The sequence below is a fragment of the Nocardia aegles genome, assembly GCF_052545135.1.
Genome location: NZ_JBQWRI010000002.1, coordinates 856,680 through 875,466, shown reverse-complemented (window position 1 = coordinate 875,466; position 18,787 = coordinate 856,680). Strand labels below are relative to the sequence as shown.

General features: G+C 69.6%; 10 protein-coding genes. 4 read left to right on the top strand and 6 right to left on the bottom strand.

Annotated features, from left to right (window positions below):
• Nucleotides 1–99 precede the first annotated feature (99 nt).
• Together ACT89H_RS09140 and ACT89H_RS09135 are read left to right on the top strand one after the other, a co-directional pair.
• A complete protein-coding gene (locus ACT89H_RS09140) occupies nucleotides 100–564 on the top strand; it encodes a hypothetical protein (RefSeq protein WP_445108078.1) in 465 nt (154 codons plus the stop codon).
• Between the two features lie 789 nt (nucleotides 565–1,353).
• The gene (locus tag ACT89H_RS09135) at nucleotides 1,354–1,881 is read left to right on the top strand and encodes a M15 family metallopeptidase (protein ID WP_445108077.1); all 528 of its coding nucleotides are present in this window, start codon (nucleotides 1,354–1,356) and stop codon (nucleotides 1,879–1,881) included.
• A gap of 123 nt (nucleotides 1,882–2,004) precedes the next feature.
• Here ACT89H_RS09135 and ACT89H_RS09130 read toward each other — a convergent pair whose 3' ends face one another.
• The 4 genes from ACT89H_RS09130 to ACT89H_RS09115 form a co-directional block, all read right to left on the bottom strand.
• Nucleotides 2,005–6,192, bottom strand: coding sequence for a TIGR02680 family protein (locus ACT89H_RS09130; protein ID WP_445108076.1), 4,188 nt, complete (start codon nucleotides 6,190–6,192; stop codon nucleotides 2,005–2,007).
• 3 nt (nucleotides 6,193–6,195) lie between these two features.
• Nucleotides 6,196–7,620 (bottom strand): TIGR02678 family protein, encoded by a 1,425-nt coding sequence (locus tag ACT89H_RS09125; protein WP_445108075.1) that lies wholly within the window; start codon nucleotides 7,618–7,620, stop codon nucleotides 6,196–6,198.
• Nucleotides 7,620–9,272: a TIGR02677 family protein gene (locus ACT89H_RS09120; RefSeq protein WP_445108267.1), complete on the bottom strand. Its 1,653-nt coding sequence runs from the start codon at nucleotides 9,270–9,272 to the stop codon at nucleotides 7,620–7,622. The genes ACT89H_RS09125 and ACT89H_RS09120 overlap by 1 nt, the downstream gene beginning before the upstream one ends.
• A gap of 155 nt (nucleotides 9,273–9,427) precedes the next feature.
• Nucleotides 9,428–10,567 carry an XRE family transcriptional regulator gene (locus ACT89H_RS09115; RefSeq protein WP_445108074.1) on the bottom strand — a complete coding sequence of 380 codons (1,140 nt, stop codon included), beginning with the start codon at nucleotides 10,565–10,567 and terminating at the stop codon, nucleotides 9,428–9,430.
• Between the two features lie 331 nt (nucleotides 10,568–10,898).
• Between ACT89H_RS09115 and ACT89H_RS09110 the strand changes: the two genes are divergently transcribed.
• Nucleotides 10,899–11,204, top strand: a complete 306-nt coding sequence (locus ACT89H_RS09110; protein ID WP_445108073.1) for a hypothetical protein — start codon at nucleotides 10,899–10,901, stop codon at nucleotides 11,202–11,204.
• Here the strand turns inward: ACT89H_RS09110 and ACT89H_RS09105 are convergent.
• A complete protein-coding gene (locus ACT89H_RS09105) occupies nucleotides 11,106–13,697 on the bottom strand; it encodes an AMP-binding protein (RefSeq protein ID WP_445108072.1) in 2,592 nt (863 codons plus the stop codon). The two genes, ACT89H_RS09110 and ACT89H_RS09105, sit on opposite strands and share 99 nt — an antisense overlap.
• Before the next feature lie 108 nt (nucleotides 13,698–13,805).
• On the bottom strand, nucleotides 13,806–14,690 hold the full coding sequence (locus ACT89H_RS09100) for a PAC2 family protein (protein ID WP_039798445.1): 885 nt from the start codon (nucleotides 14,688–14,690) through the stop codon (nucleotides 13,806–13,808).
• Nucleotides 14,691–14,852: 162 nt separating this feature from the next.
• Between ACT89H_RS09100 and metH the strand changes: the two genes are divergently transcribed.
• Complete coding sequence (gene metH, locus ACT89H_RS09095) at nucleotides 14,853–18,449, top strand: methionine synthase (protein ID WP_445108071.1); 3,597 nt, start codon at nucleotides 14,853–14,855, stop codon at nucleotides 18,447–18,449.
• Nucleotides 18,450–18,787: the final 338 nt, after the last annotated feature.

Here is an 18,787-nt window from a genome sequence, read left to right as displayed (position 1 = left end):
GATGTCCCCTCGATCACCGGGGCGGCAGTGCGGTCGCAGCGGGCACGCTTAGCGGAGTACATCGTTGATGTCCGGCACCGATGCAGGTCGAGGAGAGCTATGAGCACGTCCAGGCCAGTACCGACGGCGTTGTGTATCACCGAGTCGGCCGCTGTGCGGCTGGCCGATCGCGCTGCCCGCGAGGGAACCAGCTGTACCGCGTTGCTCGATCGGCTGATCCATGAAGGCGTCGACCAGCTCGACCACCCCGGAATCGTCTTCCGTGGTCCGCTGCACGACCGGCGCGCCGCGCTGACGGCTGGTCCGGAGGTCTGGGAAGTCGTTGCGCGCCTGCGGGAACTGGACGGCCCGGCGGAACGCCGGATCGCCGTGCTCAGCGCGAAATCGGACCTGCGCGCGAGCAAGATCCGGCTGGCGCTGGCGTACGCCCGCGCGCACGGCGGGGAGATCCTGGACCGGATCGCTCGCAATAGGGAAGCCGCGGAATCCATTCGCCGGGCAGATGTGCGGATGACCGCGGCGACGTCGCATCCGAGTGCGCTGGGAGGTCCGCCAGGAGAATGACCGGTCCGTATCGTCTGATGCGGCCGGTCTTCACATGACTGGGGAGGGAATGTGAAATTCCCGACAACTGTGGATGATTCACCCGACTCGCGGGCGGCTGGCGGCAGGAGCCACAGCCGCCCGCGGCGCGTCCGTGACGGCGGCGGCTCGCCGCACTCGGCTCCGCGGGGGATTCGCAGAGTATGTCCGTCCCGATTCCGGCGCTCGGTATGTGTGACATACGGGTCGAAAGGGACGCATTGCTTCGCGAAAGTGCCTCGCGCAAACGCGATCTCATCGTGCCGACCGGCGACGATACGGCGCAAATCGCCCAAAGTTCCCTTATCGGGGGACAATTCGACAATGACGTCCGATCCCATGCCGCTGTGATCCACAGCACGTGCATAGATTGTGGACATCACCTGTTCCAGGGTGGGCGAAATATTTGCCACCCGAGTGCAATTGGGTGCATAACGGACATATCAGATCGGCATTATCCCAAGTTGTGGAGTTTTCTGTGGAATTCGCTGAATGTTGTCCACATGGGGTGAACTGCGTGTGGAGCGAGTAGGGCGCCAGTTGGAGGTACAGAACCGGATGTCGAGGTGGGGACGCTGCACCGTTGTGGTCGCGGCCCATCGGTATTCGACGATTCGGGACGCGGACAATGTCGTGGTGCTCGATGCGGGTCGCGTGGCAGCGATCGGAACCCAGGACGAACCGCGAAAGTGCTGCGCGGCTGCCGTGCGGAATACGGTCGTCGTGCGCCTCCGATCGGGGCAAACCCGGCATAGGCGATAGCATCGGCGCATGGTGCTTGGGAATGCTGGGCGGAGCCGGGTGGCGGTGGGGCTGTCGGTGGCGGTGCTTGCGGCGCTGGTAGCGACCGGTTTTTCGAGGGGTGAGGCGGAGGCGGACACGGCTGTTGTCATCGAGCGGCGGGAGTCGGTGGGCTCGGCGACCGGTACCGAAGGGCTCGACCCCGCGCTGGCGCTCGCGTACACGTTGGCCGAACGCGAGGCGCACGCGCAGGGAGTACCCCTGTCCATCACGTCCGGATACCGGACGCCCGCCGAGCAGCAGGCGCTGTGGGAGGACGGTGTGGCGACCTACGGGCCGGACAACGCGCGTCGCTGGGTGCTACCGCCGGAGGAGTCCACGCACGTGTCCGGGGATGCCATCGATGTCGGTCCGCAACAGGGCGCGCGATGGCTCGAGGACAACGGGTACCGATGGGGGCTCTGCCGCTCGTTCGAGAACGAGTATTGGCATTTCGAGTTGCAGACCGTGCCGGGTAGGCCGTGTCCGCCGATGCTGCCCGATGCCAGCGTGCGGTGATCGGGTCGGTTGGGTGGCACGCGACACGTCGAAAACAATTGGCCGCGTTTCGGATCCTCCGCACCCGGGCGCGAGCTGTGCGGCGCGGCAGCGGGCGGCGAGCGCGCGCCGACGCGGAAGCGGTCAGGTCACCGGCGTGAGTTCCAGGCCGCCTTCGATCGTGGTGGGAAGCCTGCGCCGGTCGGGGGAGCCGAGCGCGGCGGTGAGATCCGTTCCGTCGTGTTCGGCGAGCAGGTCGCCGCTGTCCCACACCAGCAGCGTCGCGCTGACGGTGTTCTCGGCCGCCGAGTGCGCCAGGTCGTAGTGCGCGCACGCCGGGACATGCGGATAGGTGATCCACAGGTCGTAGCCGGTCATGAACAGATCGAGGTCGAATTGCACGCTCAATCCGAGCAATTCGCTGCGGCCGTTGTCGTCGACACCCGCGAACGCCTCGTCGAGCGCCAGTAGGCGGGGGGCCTGTGGGTCGGCCGAATCGAGCATGACGTGCGCCGCGGCGAACAGCGGCAGATGCAGCGACACCGACTGCTCACCGCCGGACAGCGCGCTGTGCCTGGCCACGGTGAGCTTGTCCTCGCTGCCGTCGGCGGAGATCAGGGTGAAGGAGAACACCCGCCAGGTGCGGTAGTCCAAGGTCGCGGCCAGGATCTCGGGATAGGAGCGTTCCGGGTGCACGGCCCGCGCCGCCCTGATCTCGGCGGCGAAGTGCGCCCGGATCGCCGCCAGATCCTCCGCTGTCAGCGCCGAGGCATCCCGGTCGAGCAGCTTGCACATCGCCCGCGCCGCATCGGAGAGGCTGTCGGCGAGCACCCAGTGCACACCGATGGTGTTGCCCGAGGACATCCGCCGCCGCTTCATCTCCGCGCCCATCCGGGCGATGAGATCGCGCGCGTCGCTGGTGCGTTCGTGGATCTGCTGGGCCAGGCCGGTCAACAGGGCATCCTCCAGGATCCGGCGCTCGGCGTCGGTGAGCAGCAGTTCCTGATCCCGGCGCGCGGCGTCGATCCGTGCGGCGAAGTCGGCCAGGGCGGAGACCCCGTGCTCGTCGTGTACCTGGACGACGGTGAGACCGTCGGCGGCATCCCACTGCAACCGGTAGTCGCGGCCGGAACCGGCCAGCGCCGCGTCGAACTCCTGCAACGCCGCGGTCACCGCAGTGCGCGTGGACTTGCGCGTCGCCTCGCTCGCGCGCACCGACGCCGTGGCCGCGAGGAGACTGTCGAACAGCACGGTGACGTCGTCGGGCAGTACCCGCGGTGCTGCCTGCGGCCCCGCCGTCGCGATCCGGTACAGCAGTTGTTCGGGCGTCGACCACGCGGCGTCGCTGCTGGGCCAGCGGGCGTCGGTGGGCGCGCCGAGCAGGGTGAGCAGATCCGGCTGGGCGTACGGCGCAAGGGCTTTCACCTCCGCCAGCACCTCGGTGAGCGCGGTGGCCAGCGACTCGTGCGCGGTGCGGTAGGCGGCTTCCGCGTCGCCGACCGCCTCGATGGCCTGGTTGGCGGCCTTGCGCGCGGCCTTCTGCTCGGCTTTGGTCGCCTCGATCCGCTGCCGCGCCCGCTCCAATTCCCGGTCGATGTCGGCCGCGCCCGCGCCGAGGGCCTCGCGCAGGGTCTCGAGTTTGCGCAGTTGTTCCTGGTAACCGGTGCGCGCGGCCTCGGCCTCTTCCGCGAACGCTTCAGCCAGGTCGGCGGCCTCGGTCAAGCGGTCCTCGGCTTCGCGTTCGCGCTCCCGTTCCCGATCGTGGTCGCCGCGCAGCCGCAGCAATCCCATGCCGGTGTTCTCGAAGTGCCGGATCGCGGCGGCGAGCGCGTCGATCTCGCGGGCCGCGCGCGGTGTACGGTGCGCGGTGGCGGCGGCACGCAGTTTCTTCTCCGCGGCGGACACCTCCGCGACCGCCTGGTCGAGATCGTGCTCCGCGTGGGCGGCGGCCTCCGCGCGTGATCGCAGCACGCCCGCGGCCTCCGACACCGCCCGCAAGGCAGCGGTCACCGCGGCCGGGCGCGGAAGTGCTTTGGCGGCGGCGGAGATGCGCGCGAGTTCGGCGTGCGCGGCGGCCTCCTGCCGTTCGGCGGCGCTCCGGTCTTCCTCCGCGGCCGCGACAGCCGCGGTCAATTCGGCCGAGCGGATCGCGCGGCGCCTGGCTCGCGCGGTGGCGCCGATGAACTCGGCGTCGGTCTTGCGGTGGCGGCCCACCTGCACGCCTTGCCGGAAAGCGCCGTTCGCTCCGATCGTCAACGCGCCGCCCGGCTCGCCCGCGCCCTCGTGCAGGGCGATGGAGGCGAGCACGCCGGCGACGACCTGCCGCGGCACCGCCACCGTGTCCGAGTCGTCTTCCACGACCAGCACGTCGGCGAGCGTCCGACCGGTCGGGCGGTCCGATGCGGGCAGCGGCACCAGGAACTGATCCGATTCGTAGTCCGGCGGCTCGCCTTCCGGAGCGACCCAGGCGTCCAGCAGATTCGCGGCCTGCAGCGCCGCCTCGATGCCCGCCGCGGTGTCGGGCGTTACCTCGTCCGCGAAGCGCACCAGCCGCCACAGTGCGGCGCCGGGCCGGTCGCCGGTCCGGCCGGAGCGGCCCGCGAATGCCGGTGGGGCGTCGTCGCGCCGGGCCGCGACCCGCTCGAGCTCGCCGGTCGACTCCGCGACGTGGGCCGTGGCCGTTGCCACCCGGGTGCGTGCCTCCTGCCGGCGGGTGCGGATCTCCTCGAGCAGGGGTGCGGTGCGTTCGGCCAGCACTTCGGCGACGGTGGGCGCATCCGAACCGGCTTCGGCCAGCGCCGAGTTCAGCGCATCCAGCAGGCCGTCGGGTACCGGGCCATAGATCGCACGGTGCTCGTCCCACCAGGCCCGCAACGCGGCCTCGGCCTCGGAGCGGTTCACCGTGACCGCCGTTTCGGCGTGCGCGACCTCCGCCGCGGCGGCGTCGCGCAGGTCCCGCGCGCGCTCGGCCAGCCGCTCCGCCCTGGTGCGTTCGGCGGCGGCCGTGTCCACGGCGGCTACCGCCTTGCGTACCGCGCGCACGTCGGCGTCGCGCTCCTCGGCATGCCCGCGCACCGCCGCGGTGAGCTGTTCGGCCCGCGTCGATTCCGGCAGCGGTGTCCACCCGATTCCCGCCTCCTCGGCCGCGGCGCGCAGGTCGTCCTCGCCGCGGGCGAGCGCTGCGGCGGCGGTGCGCACCGCGGTTCGCGCGCGCTCGGCCTCGTGGGCACGCTGGTCCAGGGTCTGGCGGGATTTGAGCGCCTTGTCGGCGTGCACGCCCGCCGAGGTCTCCAGGCGCCGCACCGCGTCGGCCAGGTCGTCGATCTGCTGTTTTCCCTCGTACGCGCTGGAACGCTGAAGGTTCTCCCGGTCGGCGACGGCCTGCTCGTAAGCACGGTCGGCGTCCTCGGCTCGGGCCTCGGCCGCGGCGCGCTCGATCTCCCTGCGCTCGCGCAGCGCGGTGGCGGCGAACAGCGCGGTGCTCGTGTGGGTCACCGCGTCGAGCCGCGCTCGCACCTGGTCGACGTCCGTCTTCGCCTGGACCGCAAGGTATCTGCGATACACCTCGACGAAGGCCCTGGTCGCCGTGTCGGCGTGCACCAAACCCTCCAGGGTGCGGCCGACCTCCTCCATATCGCTGAACGAGCGGGCGGCGTCCAGGATCAGTTGCTGGTCGAGCGGGCGCAGACCGTCGGTGAGCGCCTGCGACAAACCGCGTGGGTCCAAGTTCTTGGCCAGCTGCGGGCGGCGCAGCGTGAGGATCAGATTGATCAGCTGGTCGTAGCGCTGGGCCCCGAGGCCGAACATGCGCGCGTCGATGGCGTTGCGATAGTCCACCGGCCGGTCGACGATCGAGTCGGTGCCGATCTGCTCGGCCAGCTGCTTGCGGGTGAACGGTCGATCATCCGGGCCGATCAAGGAGAAATCGACCCCGACCCGGCCGTCGGCGACGAAATACCAGCGGGTCACCTTGTCCGACGAACGGGTGGCGCGCATGCCGATGCCGACGGTGACCGCCTCGGGATCCTCCCAGCGGCCGCGGGCGAACTCCATCCAGACATACGAGTAGGCCGAGTCCTGCTTGCGGTAGAGCAAGTTCGACTTCATCGTGCGTTCCTCGCCGGCGAACGGGTTGAGCCTGCGCGGCTCGATCCGTCCGTCCAGGACGAAGGGGAACAGCACCTCCAGCGCTTTGGTCTTGCCCGACCCGTTCGGCCCGCGCAGGACCAATCTGCCATCCGCGAAACAGAACTCCTGGTCGCGGTAGTCCCACAGGTTGACGATCCCGGCGCGGGTCGGGGTGAACCGCACTCCGCCGTGAATGAGCGACATTCGTCAGTTCCCTTCCGTCCCGGCGCCGCCGGGCCCGTAGGTGTCGGCCGCGGTGACGAACAGTTCCCCGGCCCGCTTGGTGCGGACCGTGACGACCGCGCCACGGTAGCGGGCCAGTGCGGGCAGCACGAGCAGTCCGTCCTCGACCATTCGCACCAGCCGCAGCCGCTCCAGCAGGGCCACCACCTCGATGGTGAGGCGAGGTATGTCGGCCTGCCACTGCGCCGCGAACGTCGTGCCGTAGCGATCGGCCAGCGCCTGCACCGTCTCATTCAGCCATGCCCGGTCGATCAGCGGATAGCCCGATGACACAGACCGATCTGCCTGCTCCGGGGTGTCCGCGATCGAAGGTGGTTCCGGGGCGGGCGAATCCGGCGAACGCGGCTCGGCGAGTGGCTCGAACAGCGTGGACTCGGGAATGGCTGCGTCGAGCTGATCGGCGAGCGCCGCATCCGAGTCCGGCCCGGTGCGGCGCCGCGGCAGCGGGTGATCGAGGTCCAGCACGCGGTCGGCGATCTCACCGGACAGCAGCAATGCGACCTGCGCGAGCGTCCCGGTCCCCGGAAAACGCACGTCCGACAGCCGCCCCGAGGTGTCGATGAGCGCCACCCCCTCCGCGCGGCGCTCGGCGCGCAGCCCGGTGAACAGTTCGACCTCCGCGACGATCCGCTCCTGCGCGAGAACGGGACGCTCCTCGGGCGTGAGATCCGCGGCGTACACCACCGGCTGCTCGACCAGCGCCCTGCGCACCCGGCGCGCGATCTCCGCGGTGGACGCCGTGTGCGCGGAAACGCCGGTGACCATGGGTTCTTCGGTGAGCAACCCGCGCACACCATGCAGATGTTGCAGCGCCCGCGGCGGCCGGAACAGTGCGAAGACCACCGGCCGGTCGATGTCGTAGAGCGCCTCACCGGTCGCCGGGTCGCCGGCCCAGCCGCTCGCGTCGCCGTCGGCCAGGCTGAGCGCGCCACGCACGGTCAGCCAGCCCACCGCGTCGACGAACGCGTCGCGGTCGGCGGCCCGGTCGGTGGCCAGCTCCAGCCCCTCCACCCGGTTCGCGTAGGCGGCGACCTGATCGGCCAGTTCGGACAGCGTGATCTGGTCCCCGGCGCGCCCCAGCGCGGCCAGTGCGAGCGCGAGGTAGGCGTAGCGGCGGCGGTCGAAGACGCGCTCGGCGGGTGTCCGCGCCGGCTTGCCCGCGTCCAGGCGGTCGATGACCGGGAAGACCCGCGCGGTGGTCTCGGTGACTTCGAGCCGGTAGCCGAACAACTCGGCGAGGTCCTCGCGTAACTCGGTGGCCCAGCGCCGGATCAGCGGCAGGGCGATCCGGTCCGGATAGGTGCGGGTGACCAGGTGGTTGGCCAGCACGACCCGGGCGGCGCGTTGATAATTGTCCAGCGCGAGCGCGTCTACGGTGCGTGCGTGCATCAGCCGTGCTCCCCGCGCGGGCGCGACCGTGTTCCGGTGGTCTGCTCGATCGTCAGCGACCGGTTGTTCAACCGCAGCAGCCCCCGGGTGGTGCGTACCACGGTCGGACCGTCGTGCTCGGACACCGTCAGGGTGACGCCGCTGTCGGAGCCGGTGGTGCCCGCCACCCGGCCGCGCACCGGAACCCATGCGGTGGACGCGGCGTCGAGCAGCCGCAGCAGCACTTCGGTCTCCCGGTCGTCCAGCACCCGTTCGTGCACGTCGCCGGAGGCCAGCGACCTGGCGGCCGCGGCGCGGGCCCGCTGCGCGTCCAACTGCGCCTCGCGCAGCCGCCGGATGCCCGCGTCGTTGCGGTGGATACGAGCGGGCGCACCCGCCGCAGGTGGGCGCCCGGTTTCGGCGAGCGTGCGCGAGATCTCCAACGGTGGTGCGTCCCACCACGATCGGATCGCCGGGATCACGTCGGCGTCGGGGTGCTCCATCGCCAGGTGCCGCGGCTTGCCCAGTCCGAACACCGCGTCGAACAGCGCGTGGGCGCTGTCCGCGGTCGGCGCCGAGGTGAACCAGCCGGCCAGATGCCGCAGCGCGGATTCCCGGCTGACCCCGCCGCGGCGGGTCTCGGTGACCCGCCGCAAGAGCGAAAGCACCGCCGCGATAGCACTCATGGTGGCCTCGCGCAGCCGTTCGGCTTCGGTCGTCCCCACCTGTTCTCCGCCGCCGGAGGCCACGAACCAGGTACGCAGCCCATCCCACCTGGCCTGCCAATCCGACCGGCGTTCCGCGACGCTCAGCAGCACCCGTTCGTCGCAGCGTGCCGCCCGCAGGATCAGGTCGTCGACGCCGGTCTCCTCGATCGCGGCGATCGCGGCCGCCAGCCGCGGGGTGAACCGGGCCAGGTCGAGGCTGAACTCCCGCATGTGCGCCAGCAGTGCGTCCTTGTGCGCGAGAAACGATTCCGGGGTGATCTCGGTGGTGCGGACCAGATCGCCGAGTCCCAGGTAGAAGTGCGCGGCGCGGGCGGCCAGGTCGGACAGCGCGGTGTCGAGACGGCGCAGCGTGCGATAGACGCGTTCGGCGTCACCCGCCCGATTGGCCTCGGCCAGGGTGTGCAGGTCGGCCAGCAGCTCCGGCAGCACCAGACGCGACAACGAGGCTTCGTCGAGGCGGGCGCTGAGCACTCCGGCGACCGCCTGGTAGGCCTGGAAACCCGCTGGCGAGAACTGGTACACGTAGTGCCGATTACGGTATTCGGCCAGCGTCGCGGCGCGGGTTCCGTCGTAACTGCGCTCGAGCACGCCCCACTGGTGCAGTTGGTCGAGCAGCGGGCCGATCTCGGCCGCGGCCGGCGACGGTGCCGCGGCCGGGTCGGGTGTCCGCGGGGACGGGTCCGGCGCACCGGTTTCCGGCTCGTCCTCGCGTGGATCCGCCGGACGCGTGCGTGGTTGCGTCGGATCCACACCGGTCCGCGCGACCGGTTGGTCCGTAGCGGCCGAATCGGGAGTGCGCAGGGCATTGCCGTTGCGTTCGATCCACTCCGCGACATCGTCCGCGTGCAGCAGTACCACGTACGCCGCTCGCGCGCCGTCGACCGCGCGCAGCACCCGGAGGTAATCGGCGCGCCGCTCGGCGGTGGCGAAAGAGAACAGCCGCAGCCGGTCGTCCCAGTGGGCCTCGGCCCAGCCCTCATCGGAGTCGGTCACCGGGAACAGGGTAGTAGCGGGCCGATCGCCATCCACCCGATGTACCGGTGTTCGGCGCGGTCGGGTCTGGTTCGTCATCATTCGCCGCGGCTGCGACGCAGGTCGGCTCACTCGACCGACAACGAACGCAACTGGTCCAGATAAGCCCGGGTGCGCGGGTCGCCGGGGAACTGCTCGATGATCTCGCGCGCGACCTCCCCCGCGATCCACATCAGCGAGGGCAGCGACCGCCTGCTGCCCGCGAACGCGCGCATCCCCTCGGTCACCGCCAGTTCCAGGTCACGGTCGCGCACCGCGACCACGGCGAGGGTCAGATACGCCTCGGAGACCCGCATCGGATTGCGCACGCTCCCGTCGGGGCGCGTGGCGTTGCGGATCACTTCTCGCGCGTAGGTTTCGGCGAGCCGATCCTCGCCCGCGACCCGGCAGCAGTCCATCGCGTAGAAGTCGAACTTGTTCGCGTCGATGACGAAGTGGTTGTCCATATTCGCCGGATGATCGAGTCGCTCCAAGATAGCTCGTCCGTCGTCGAGTGCCGCCTCCACCTCGCGCGGATTGCCCATCCTGGCCCATGCTTTGGCGCGCTGGGCGGCGAGCTGGACACCGACGCGCAGGTGCCGGCTTACTTCCAGCGTCGGCTGCACGGTCTCGATGACACCGCGGTAGTTGCCCTGGGTCAGCGCGAACCACGCGGACATTTCCGCTGCCCATGCGGCGATCTCGAGATTCTCCGCCTCTTGCGCCAGCGACTGCGCGGCGCGACGGGTCGCCTCGGCGGCGGTGCGCCGGCCCAGGTCGTAGTCGACGCAGCCGACCAGCAGCGCGACCCATCCGGCGAGAACGAGGATTTCGCGATGCTGCGCCAGTGTCAGGCGACCGTCCAGCAGCGACGTTATCCGGCGCAGCCACGCGGTGCCCTCGGCGTGCAGGTCGTGCGGGTCGGCGTAGGAGTATTCGCAGCACAGGCGTTCGGCGGTGATGCGGATGGCCTCCAGCGTCACCGAGGACACATCGGACATCCGGAGTCGTCCGATGAACTCGAGCGTGTCCATGCCGGTCGCCGAGAGCAATTCGTCGTCCCGGTTCGGTCTGGCTTTGGGGAAGAACGCCGCGGTCACCGTGTCGAAGGTGGCGGCGATGATCGGCGCGTAGAAGTCGTCGGGGCGTGATTCGCCCGATTCCCAACGGCGCCAATTGCGTAGGAGAGTACTGTCGGTCGGCAGGTTGTGCGAAGACTTTCCACGCATTACGCGAACAGCGTCGGCTTGCGACCACCCCCTCGCGTCACGCTCGGAACGCATTCGGACTGCCCAGACGGGTCGATCGTCGGTAGCGGCCACATCTGTAGTATCGCACCAGTTAACGTTTGGTGGCCCCAAGAGGGCAGGCAGATGTCCGTGTGTTGACAGCTACTTTCGCCTCGGCCCGGTGTGCATGCTTGATCTGGCGCCAGAAGTTTGCCAGCCCCTCCTGTAAGAGCAGTTGCAAGTACATCTGCTGTTGCACGAAGCGCAAATACCCCGTAAAACGGGTGGATCCACATAAGAGAACAGCGATCCCAATCCAACGGAGGTTCGGGTGGAAGCGTTGATCTATGGATACTTGCGTGACGATCTGGCCGATGGCCATAGCAAGGAGCTCGAGGCCGCGATGAGCAGCCTCGCCCGCGAGGAAGGGCTGTGCTTCGCCGCAACGTTCCATGAATCGACCGGCGGTGACGGGACGGCTTTCGCGGAGCTCACGGCGGAACTCAAGCGCGCGGACGCGCACCACGTGGTGGTTCCCTCACTCGATCACTTTGCCGGTCAGACGATTCCGCGCGACATCTTGATCGCCAAGCTGGCTCAGGAGGCGGCGGCCCAGGTGTGGACCGTCGAAAGCTGACCGCCGCGACCGAATCGCCCGGTACCGCACCGAACCCCAGCGTCGCAGCCCGGTCACCGCGCCGGTGACGAGGACACCCGCTGCCAGGGAAGCGAGCAGCCCCGCGAGCCGATGCTGTTCGAACAGCGGGTACACCTGCCAGTGCAGCAGATAGACGAACAGCGAGCCGTCGGCGAGCACCGCCGCGCAGACGGCGACGACGGCGGGAACCCGGACCGAGGACAGCCACACCAGTGCGAGCAAGCCCGCCATGATCAAACGTTCCCGCTCGGGAACGCCGAAATAGCCAGGCACCGTGATCAGTACGACGGCACTGACCGTCATCCGCTGCCACATCGAAGTCGCCTTCGCCGCCGCCCAGCCGAGCGCGAAGAGCCACACCGCCAGCGGAGAGAACGGAATGTCCTTCGCCGAATACAGACCGAACGCCTGGTATCGAAAGACGAGGCTCAGCGCGACCAGCGCCATCGCGAACCGGAACGGCGCGGCCCGTTGCCACCGGTCCACCACGGGGATCCGGATCAGCAGTGCGGCGGCCAGCATGAAATACACGAGCACCTCGAGAAACCACAGGTGCCCGGCGGTGGCGCTGTCGCGCGGGCCGAGGATCTTGTGCAGTAACAGTACGTTCTGCCAGCCGTAATAGTCGGTGCAGGTCAGTGTCAGCGCGACCCAGAGTGCCGTCGGCACCGCGATGTATCCCACGGCGCGCAACGTGTGGCGCAGTCGTTCGGCGGGCGGCGCCGCGGTCACACCGAATCGCGCGAAGTTGAAACCGGCCACACCGAGCAGCACGTGCGCCGCGCCCCAGAGCACGAACGCTCCGGTGTGGGAGCTGACGATGAGCACGATACCGGCGGCGCGCAGTAGTGTTCCGGTGTCGAGTGCCCGCCCGAAGCGCCTGCGGCCCTCGGGTATCCGTTCCAGTTCCGCCACGGGCGTGTTCGGCCAATCGATGGGCAGGCGGCCGAGCGCTCGCTCCAGTCGTGCCGCGGTGGTCACGTAGGTGAGCGAGTTCCCGCCGAGGTCGACGAATGTGCTGTCCGGGCGCACCCGCGCGAGATCGATGCCCAGCGTCGTCGCGTAGAGGGCGCGGATGTCGCGCACCTGCGGCGCGGACCCGGCCAGGTCTCGGATAGCGGGGTAATCAGGTTTGCCGTTCGGTAGCCGAGGGATCCGTTCGATCGGGTGGACTCGAACGGCGGCGGCGGGCAGGCCGGACAGTCGGGCGGCGAGCTCGGTGGGATCGGACCGAGGGGTCTGCACGGCGACGACGAGGTGGGCGTCGTCGTCCGTACAGTACGCCGTGAATCCGGCCGCCGCGAGCCCGGATTCGAGACGCTCCAGATCGATGCGCAGTCCGAAGATCTTGGCGAACCGGCTCCGCCTGCCGACCACCTGGTACAAGCCCTCGGGTGTGCGCCGCGCCAGATCTCCGGTGCGCAGGGCGTCGACCGTGCGACCGAGTGCGAGGTCCGCGGCGGACTCGGCGTACCCCAGCATCACATTGGGCCCGCGATAGACCAGTTCGTGTGGTTCATCCTGATTGTCGCCGGTTTCCGCGAGCGGCTCGAGGGTGAATTCGCCGCCGGGGATCGGGATCCCGATGCAGTCGGGGTGCGCGCTCGCCAGATGCGCGGGGAGATAGGCCATCCGCGCGGTGGCCTCGGTCTGGCCGTACATGACTACGAAGTCCCAGCCGCGCTCCCGGCCGAGGCCGGCGTAGTCGCGTACCCGTTCCGGCGCGAGTCGACCGCCGGCCTGGGTGACATAGCGCAGGTGGGGCAGGTCCATGCTGGTGAAACCGATGCGGTCCAGCAATTCGATGGTGTAGGGAACCGCGGCGAACGACGTTGCGCGGCAGTCCCGGAACGCCTGCCAGAATTGCCCGTCCAATACCGACTGGTCGGTGAGCAAGAGGCTCGCGCCGCGCCACAGGTGGCTGTGCACCACCGACAGTCCGTAGCAGTAGAACATCGGCAGGGTGGTCGCCGCGCAATCGTCCGGGCCGATGGCCAGATACTCGGCGATGGCCGCCGCGTTGGAGCGCAGGTTCGTCGCCGAGAGCCGGACCAGCTTGGGCGACCCGGTGGACCCCGAGGTGCTCAGCAGCAGCGCGAGATCCGGATGCAGGCGGTGCGCCGAGCGTCGCCGGACCACCCGGGTCCGCCCGTCCTCGACGAGCACGTCGGGATCATAGGCGTCCCGCAACTCCGCAGTGATCCGCTCGGTCAGCAAGACGACGCACCCGGCGCTGAGTGCTCCGAGGTACGCGACGAGTGAGCCGAGATCGTTGCGCGCGGCGAGCGCGACGAGGCGGCGGGCCGGGCCGAGCTCGGTCGCGTAGGCCTCGACGAGCGCCGCAAGCCGAGCGTAGGTCACCTGCCGGAGGGGTGGGGGCCCGGCGCCGTCCCCGCCCGCGCGGTCGGGGCAATGGACGGCGATCCGCTCGTCGAAGGTGCGCAGACGCTCGACGATCGGCTGGACGGTCACCGGCGACAGTGTAGGAGTGGTCGTTTCCCGACTCGAAGGTGGCCCCCTGGCGAACTTCCGGTGAACCTGCGGTCGGCGGCCGCGCCGATCGCGCCGCCGCCCAGTCGATCAGAGACCGAAGCTGCCCGGACCCCGTCTGCGCAGGTACTTCTCGAATTCCGCCGCGATGGCGTCGCCGTCGATCTTGGCCATCGCCTCGTTCACGTCGACCGCGGCGTCGCCGCGCTCCTCCAGCGAGCGCACGTACTCGCTGATCTCCTCGTCACCCACGGTCATCTCGTTCACCGCGGTCTCCCAGTCCTCGGCCTGCTTGGGCAGCTCGCCGAGCGGCACTTCGATGTCGAGCACGTCCTCGACCCGGTGCAGCAGCGCGATGGTCGCCTTCGGATTCGGCGGCTGGGAGACGTAGTGCGGGACGGCGGCCCAGAACGACACCGCCGGGACCCCCGCCTTCACGCACTGATCCTGCAGGACGCCGGTGATCCCGGTCGGTCCCTCGTAGCGGGTCTGTTCCAGGTTGAACCGCTCGGCCGCCTCCTTGCTGTAGGCCGAGCCGGTCACCGGTACCGGACGGGTGTGCGGAGTGTCCGCGAGCAGCGCGCCGAGAATGACCACGGTCTGCACCCCGAGCTGCTCGATGAACTCCAGCAGGTCGCCGCAGAAACTGCGCCAGCGCATGTTCGGTTCGATACCGCGCAGCAGCACCACGTCGCGGTCGCTGCCGGGCGGCGAGCAGACCGACAACATCGTCGACGGCCACTGGATTTCCCTGGTCACGCCGTCCACCTGGCGCACCGTCGGCCGATTGACCTGATAGTCGTAGTAATCCTCGGAGTCGAGCTCGGCCAACGGCTCGGCGTCCCAGATCAGTTCCAGATGTTCGACCGCGCCGCTGGCCGCGTCACCGGCGTCGTTCCACCCCTCGAAGGCGGCGACCAGTACCGGATCCCGCAACGTCGGCAGTTCCGGATCGGGAGTTTCACTGGCGTTCACTCGGTCAGCCTACGGCGTGCGGCGATATGGCGTGTCGTATGGCGGGCGGACCGGGTGGCGTGTTTCCGCGCGCGGACGCGGCGGCGGGCCGGGCGTGTGGTCCACGACACCGCGGATCGACGCCGTGTCGGATCGTCGGCCCCGCCCACTACGCTGGAACGCATGTCTGCGTCCGTCCCCGCCGAGTTCGACACCACGCTACTCGACACGCTGCGCCGTCGTGTCGTCATCGGCGACGGTGCGATGGGCACCATGCTGCAAGCGGCCGATCTGACCTCGGACGATTTCCGCGGGTTGGAGGGCTGTAACGAGATCCTCAACGACACCCGCCCCGACGTCCTGCGCGGCATCCACCGCGCCTATTTCGAAGCGGGCGCCGACGCGGTCGAGACCAACACCTTCGGCTGCAACCTCCCCAACCTCGCCGACTACGACATCGCCGACCGGATCCGCGACCTCTCGGAGCGGGGTACCCGGCTGGCCCGCGAGGTCGCCGACGAGATGGGACCGGCGCCCGACGGTGCGCCACGGTACGTGCTCGGCTCGATGGGGCCGGGCACCAAGCTGCCCACACTCGGGCACGCCCCGTTCGCCGCGCTGCGCGACGCCTACACCGAGGCCGCCCTCGGCATGCTCGACGGCGGCGCCGACGCCATCCTCATCGAGACCTGTCAGGACCTGCTGCAGGTCAAGGCGGCGGTGACCGGCAGCAAGCGCGCGATGGCGAAGCTGGGCCGCCGGATCCCGATCATCACGCACGTCACCGTGGAGACCACCGGCACGATGCTGGTAGGTAGCGAGATCGGCGCGGCACTCACCGCGCTGGAGCCGCTCGGCATCGACATGATCGGCCTCAACTGCGCGACCGGCCCGGACGAGATGAGCGAGCACCTGCGCCACCTGTCCCGGCACGCGCAGGTGCCGGTCTCGGTGATGCCGAACGCCGGGTTGCCGGTGCTCGGCGCCGACGGCGCGGTCTACCCGCTCACCCCCGAGGAGCTGGCGGTCGCGCTGCGCGGGTTCGTCACCGAGTTCGGCCTCGCCTTGGTCGGCGGCTGCTGCGGGACCACGCCCGAGCACATCCGCCAGGTCACCGCCGCGGTGCGCGAGGCCGAGCCGACCCTGCCGCCGATCGCCGAGCGGCGCGCGCCGGTGCACGAGCCGAGCGTGTCCAGCATGTACACCGCGGTGCCGTTCGAGCAGGACGCCTCGGTCCTGATGATCGGCGAACGCACCAATGCCAACGGCTCCAAGGCCTTCCGTGAGGCCATGCTCGCCGGAGACTGGCAGAAGTGCCTGGACATCGCCAAGGACCAGACCCGCGACGGCGCGCACATGCTCGATCTGTGCGTCGACTACGTCGGCCGGGACGGCACCCGCGACATGGCGGAGCTGGCGAGCAGGCTGGCCACCGCCTCGACGTTGCCGATCATGCTCGACTCCACCGAGGCCCCGGTGCTGCGGGCCGGGCTGGAACACCTCGGCGGGCGTTGCGCGGTCAACTCGGTGAACTACGAGGACGGCGCCGGTCCCGATTCGCGTTTCCAGCAGACCATGCGCCTGGTCGCCGAGCACGGCGCCGCCGTGGTCGCGCTGACCATCGACGAGGAGGGCCAGGCCCGCACCGCGGCGAAGAAGGTGGAGATCGCCGAGCGGCTGATCGCCGACATCACCGGCAACTGGGGATTGTCGGAGAGCGATATCGTCATCGACACGCTCACCTTCACCTTGGGTACCGGCCAGGAGGAGTCGCGCCGGGACGGAGTGGAGACCATCGAGGCGATCCGTGAGCTCAAGCGTCGCCATCCGCGGGTGCAGACCACCCTGGGTCTGTCCAACATCTCCTTCGGCCTCAATCCGGCCGCCAGGCAGGTGCTCAACTCGGTCTTCATGCACGAATGCGTCCAGGCGGGTCTGGATTCCGCGATCGTGCACGCCTCCAAGATTCTGCCGATCAGCCGGATTCCGGAGGAGCAGCGGGAGACCGCGCTGGATCTGGTGTACGACCGCCGCGCCGAGGGCTACGACCCGCTGCAGAAACTGATGGCGCTGTTCGAAGGCGTGTCCACCTCCTCGTCGAAGGCGTCGCGTGCGGAGGAACTGGCCGCACTCGGGCTGTTCGAGCGGCTGGAGCGGCGGATCGTCGACGGTGAACGCGCCGGACTGGAAGCCGACCTGGACGCGGCCATGGCGGAGGTGCCGCCGCTGCAGATCATCAACGAGACCCTGCTCGCCGGGATGAAGACGGTCGGCGAACTGTTCGGGTCCGGCCAGATGCAGTTGCCGTTCGTGTTGCAGTCCGCCGAGGTGATGAAGGCCGCTGTCGCGTACCTCGAGCCGCACATGGAGGCCACCGACGACAGCGGCAAGGGCCGCATCGTGCTGGCCACCGTGAAGGGCGACGTGCACGACATCGGCAAGAACCTGGTCGACATCATCCTGTCCAACAACGGCTACGAGGTGGTCAACCTCGGTATCAAGCAGCCAATCGCCACCATCCTGGACGCGGCCATGGACAAGAAGGCCGACGTCATCGGCATGTCCGGCCTGCTGGTCAAGTCGACCGTGGTGATGAAGGAGAACCTCGAGGAGCTCAACGCCAAGGGCGTCGCCGAGCAGTTTCCGGTGCTGCTCGGCGGTGCGGCGCTCACCCGCTCCTACGTGGAGAATGACCTGGCCGAGGTCTACGAGGGCGACGTGCACTACGCGCGCGACGCGTTCGAGGGCCTGCGGCTGATGGACGACATCATGACCCGCAAGCGCGGCGGCGAACTCGACCCGGACAGCCCGGAGGCCATCGCCGAGCGGGAGAAGGCCGCCGAGCGCAAAGCGCGCCACGAGCGGTCCAAGCGGATCGCGGCGGAACGCCGCGCGGCCGAGGTTCCCGTCGTGGTACCGGAGCGCTCCGATGTCGCGGCCGACCTGCCCGTGCCGGTGCCGCCGTTCTGGGGCACCCGGGTGGTGAAAGGCCTCGCGGTGCACGAGTACTCGGGCCTGCTCGACGAGCGGGCGCTGTTCCTGGGGCAGTGGGGCCTGCGTGGTCAGCGCGGCGGCGACGGGCCCGGCTACGAGGAGCTGGTGGAAACCGAGGGCAGGCCGCGTCTGCGCGCCTGGTTGGACCGGTTGAGCACCGAAGGCGTGTTGCAGCACGCCGCGGTGGTGTACGGCTACTTCCCCGCGGTGTCCGAAGGCGACGACGTCATCGTGCTCACCGAGCCGGCACCCGACGCGCCGGAACGGCACCGATTCACCTTCCCGCGTCAGCAGCGCGACCGGTTCCTGTGCATCGCCGACTTCATCCGTTCGCGGGAGTACGCCCGATCGACCGGTCAGGTGGACGTGCTGCCGTTCCAGCTGGTCACCATGGGCCAGCCGATCGCCGACTTCGCCAACGAGCTGTTCGCGGGCGACAGCTACCGCGATTACCTGGAGGTGCACGGCATCGGCGTCCAGCTCACCGAGGCGCTCGCCGAGTACTGGCACCGCCGCGTCCGCGAGGAGCTCGTCCTCGACGGCCACGCCGTCGCCGACTCCGACCCGGCCGATGTGCAGGAGTACTTCAAGCTCGGCTATCGCGGCGCGCGCTACTCGTTCGGCTACGGCGCCTGCCCGGAGCTGGAGGACCGCGCCAAGCTGGTCGACCTGCTCGAGGCCGAGCGCATCGGCGTCGTGCTGTCGGAGGAGTTGCAACTGCATCCGGAACAGTCCACGGACGCCTTCGTCCTGCTGCATCCGGAGGCGAAGTACTTCAACGCGTAAACGCTCGGAACCTGATGCGGCGCCGTCGGCCGGACGGCCCCGGCGCCGCACTGTCCGTCGGACCGGCCGCGGTCGGCTCGGAGGTTTCCGGTCGAGCCGTTCGGTGCGTCCTTCGGCGCGGTTACGGCGGCTCCTGAGCCTTCGTCCGCCGACCGGCCGGTGTCATTCCGCGTCGCGAGTTCGCCTCGGCTCACGTAGGTCCGGTCGGCGGCTCTCGTCGGCTCCCCCGAAGTTCCGCCGCGCAGAGGGTCTCGCGGTTCCGGCGCACTATGGTTCATAGCGAAATGCTCTCGCTCCGAGGGCCTTTGCTACCTGGTCGGATGTCGCGTCTCGCGGAT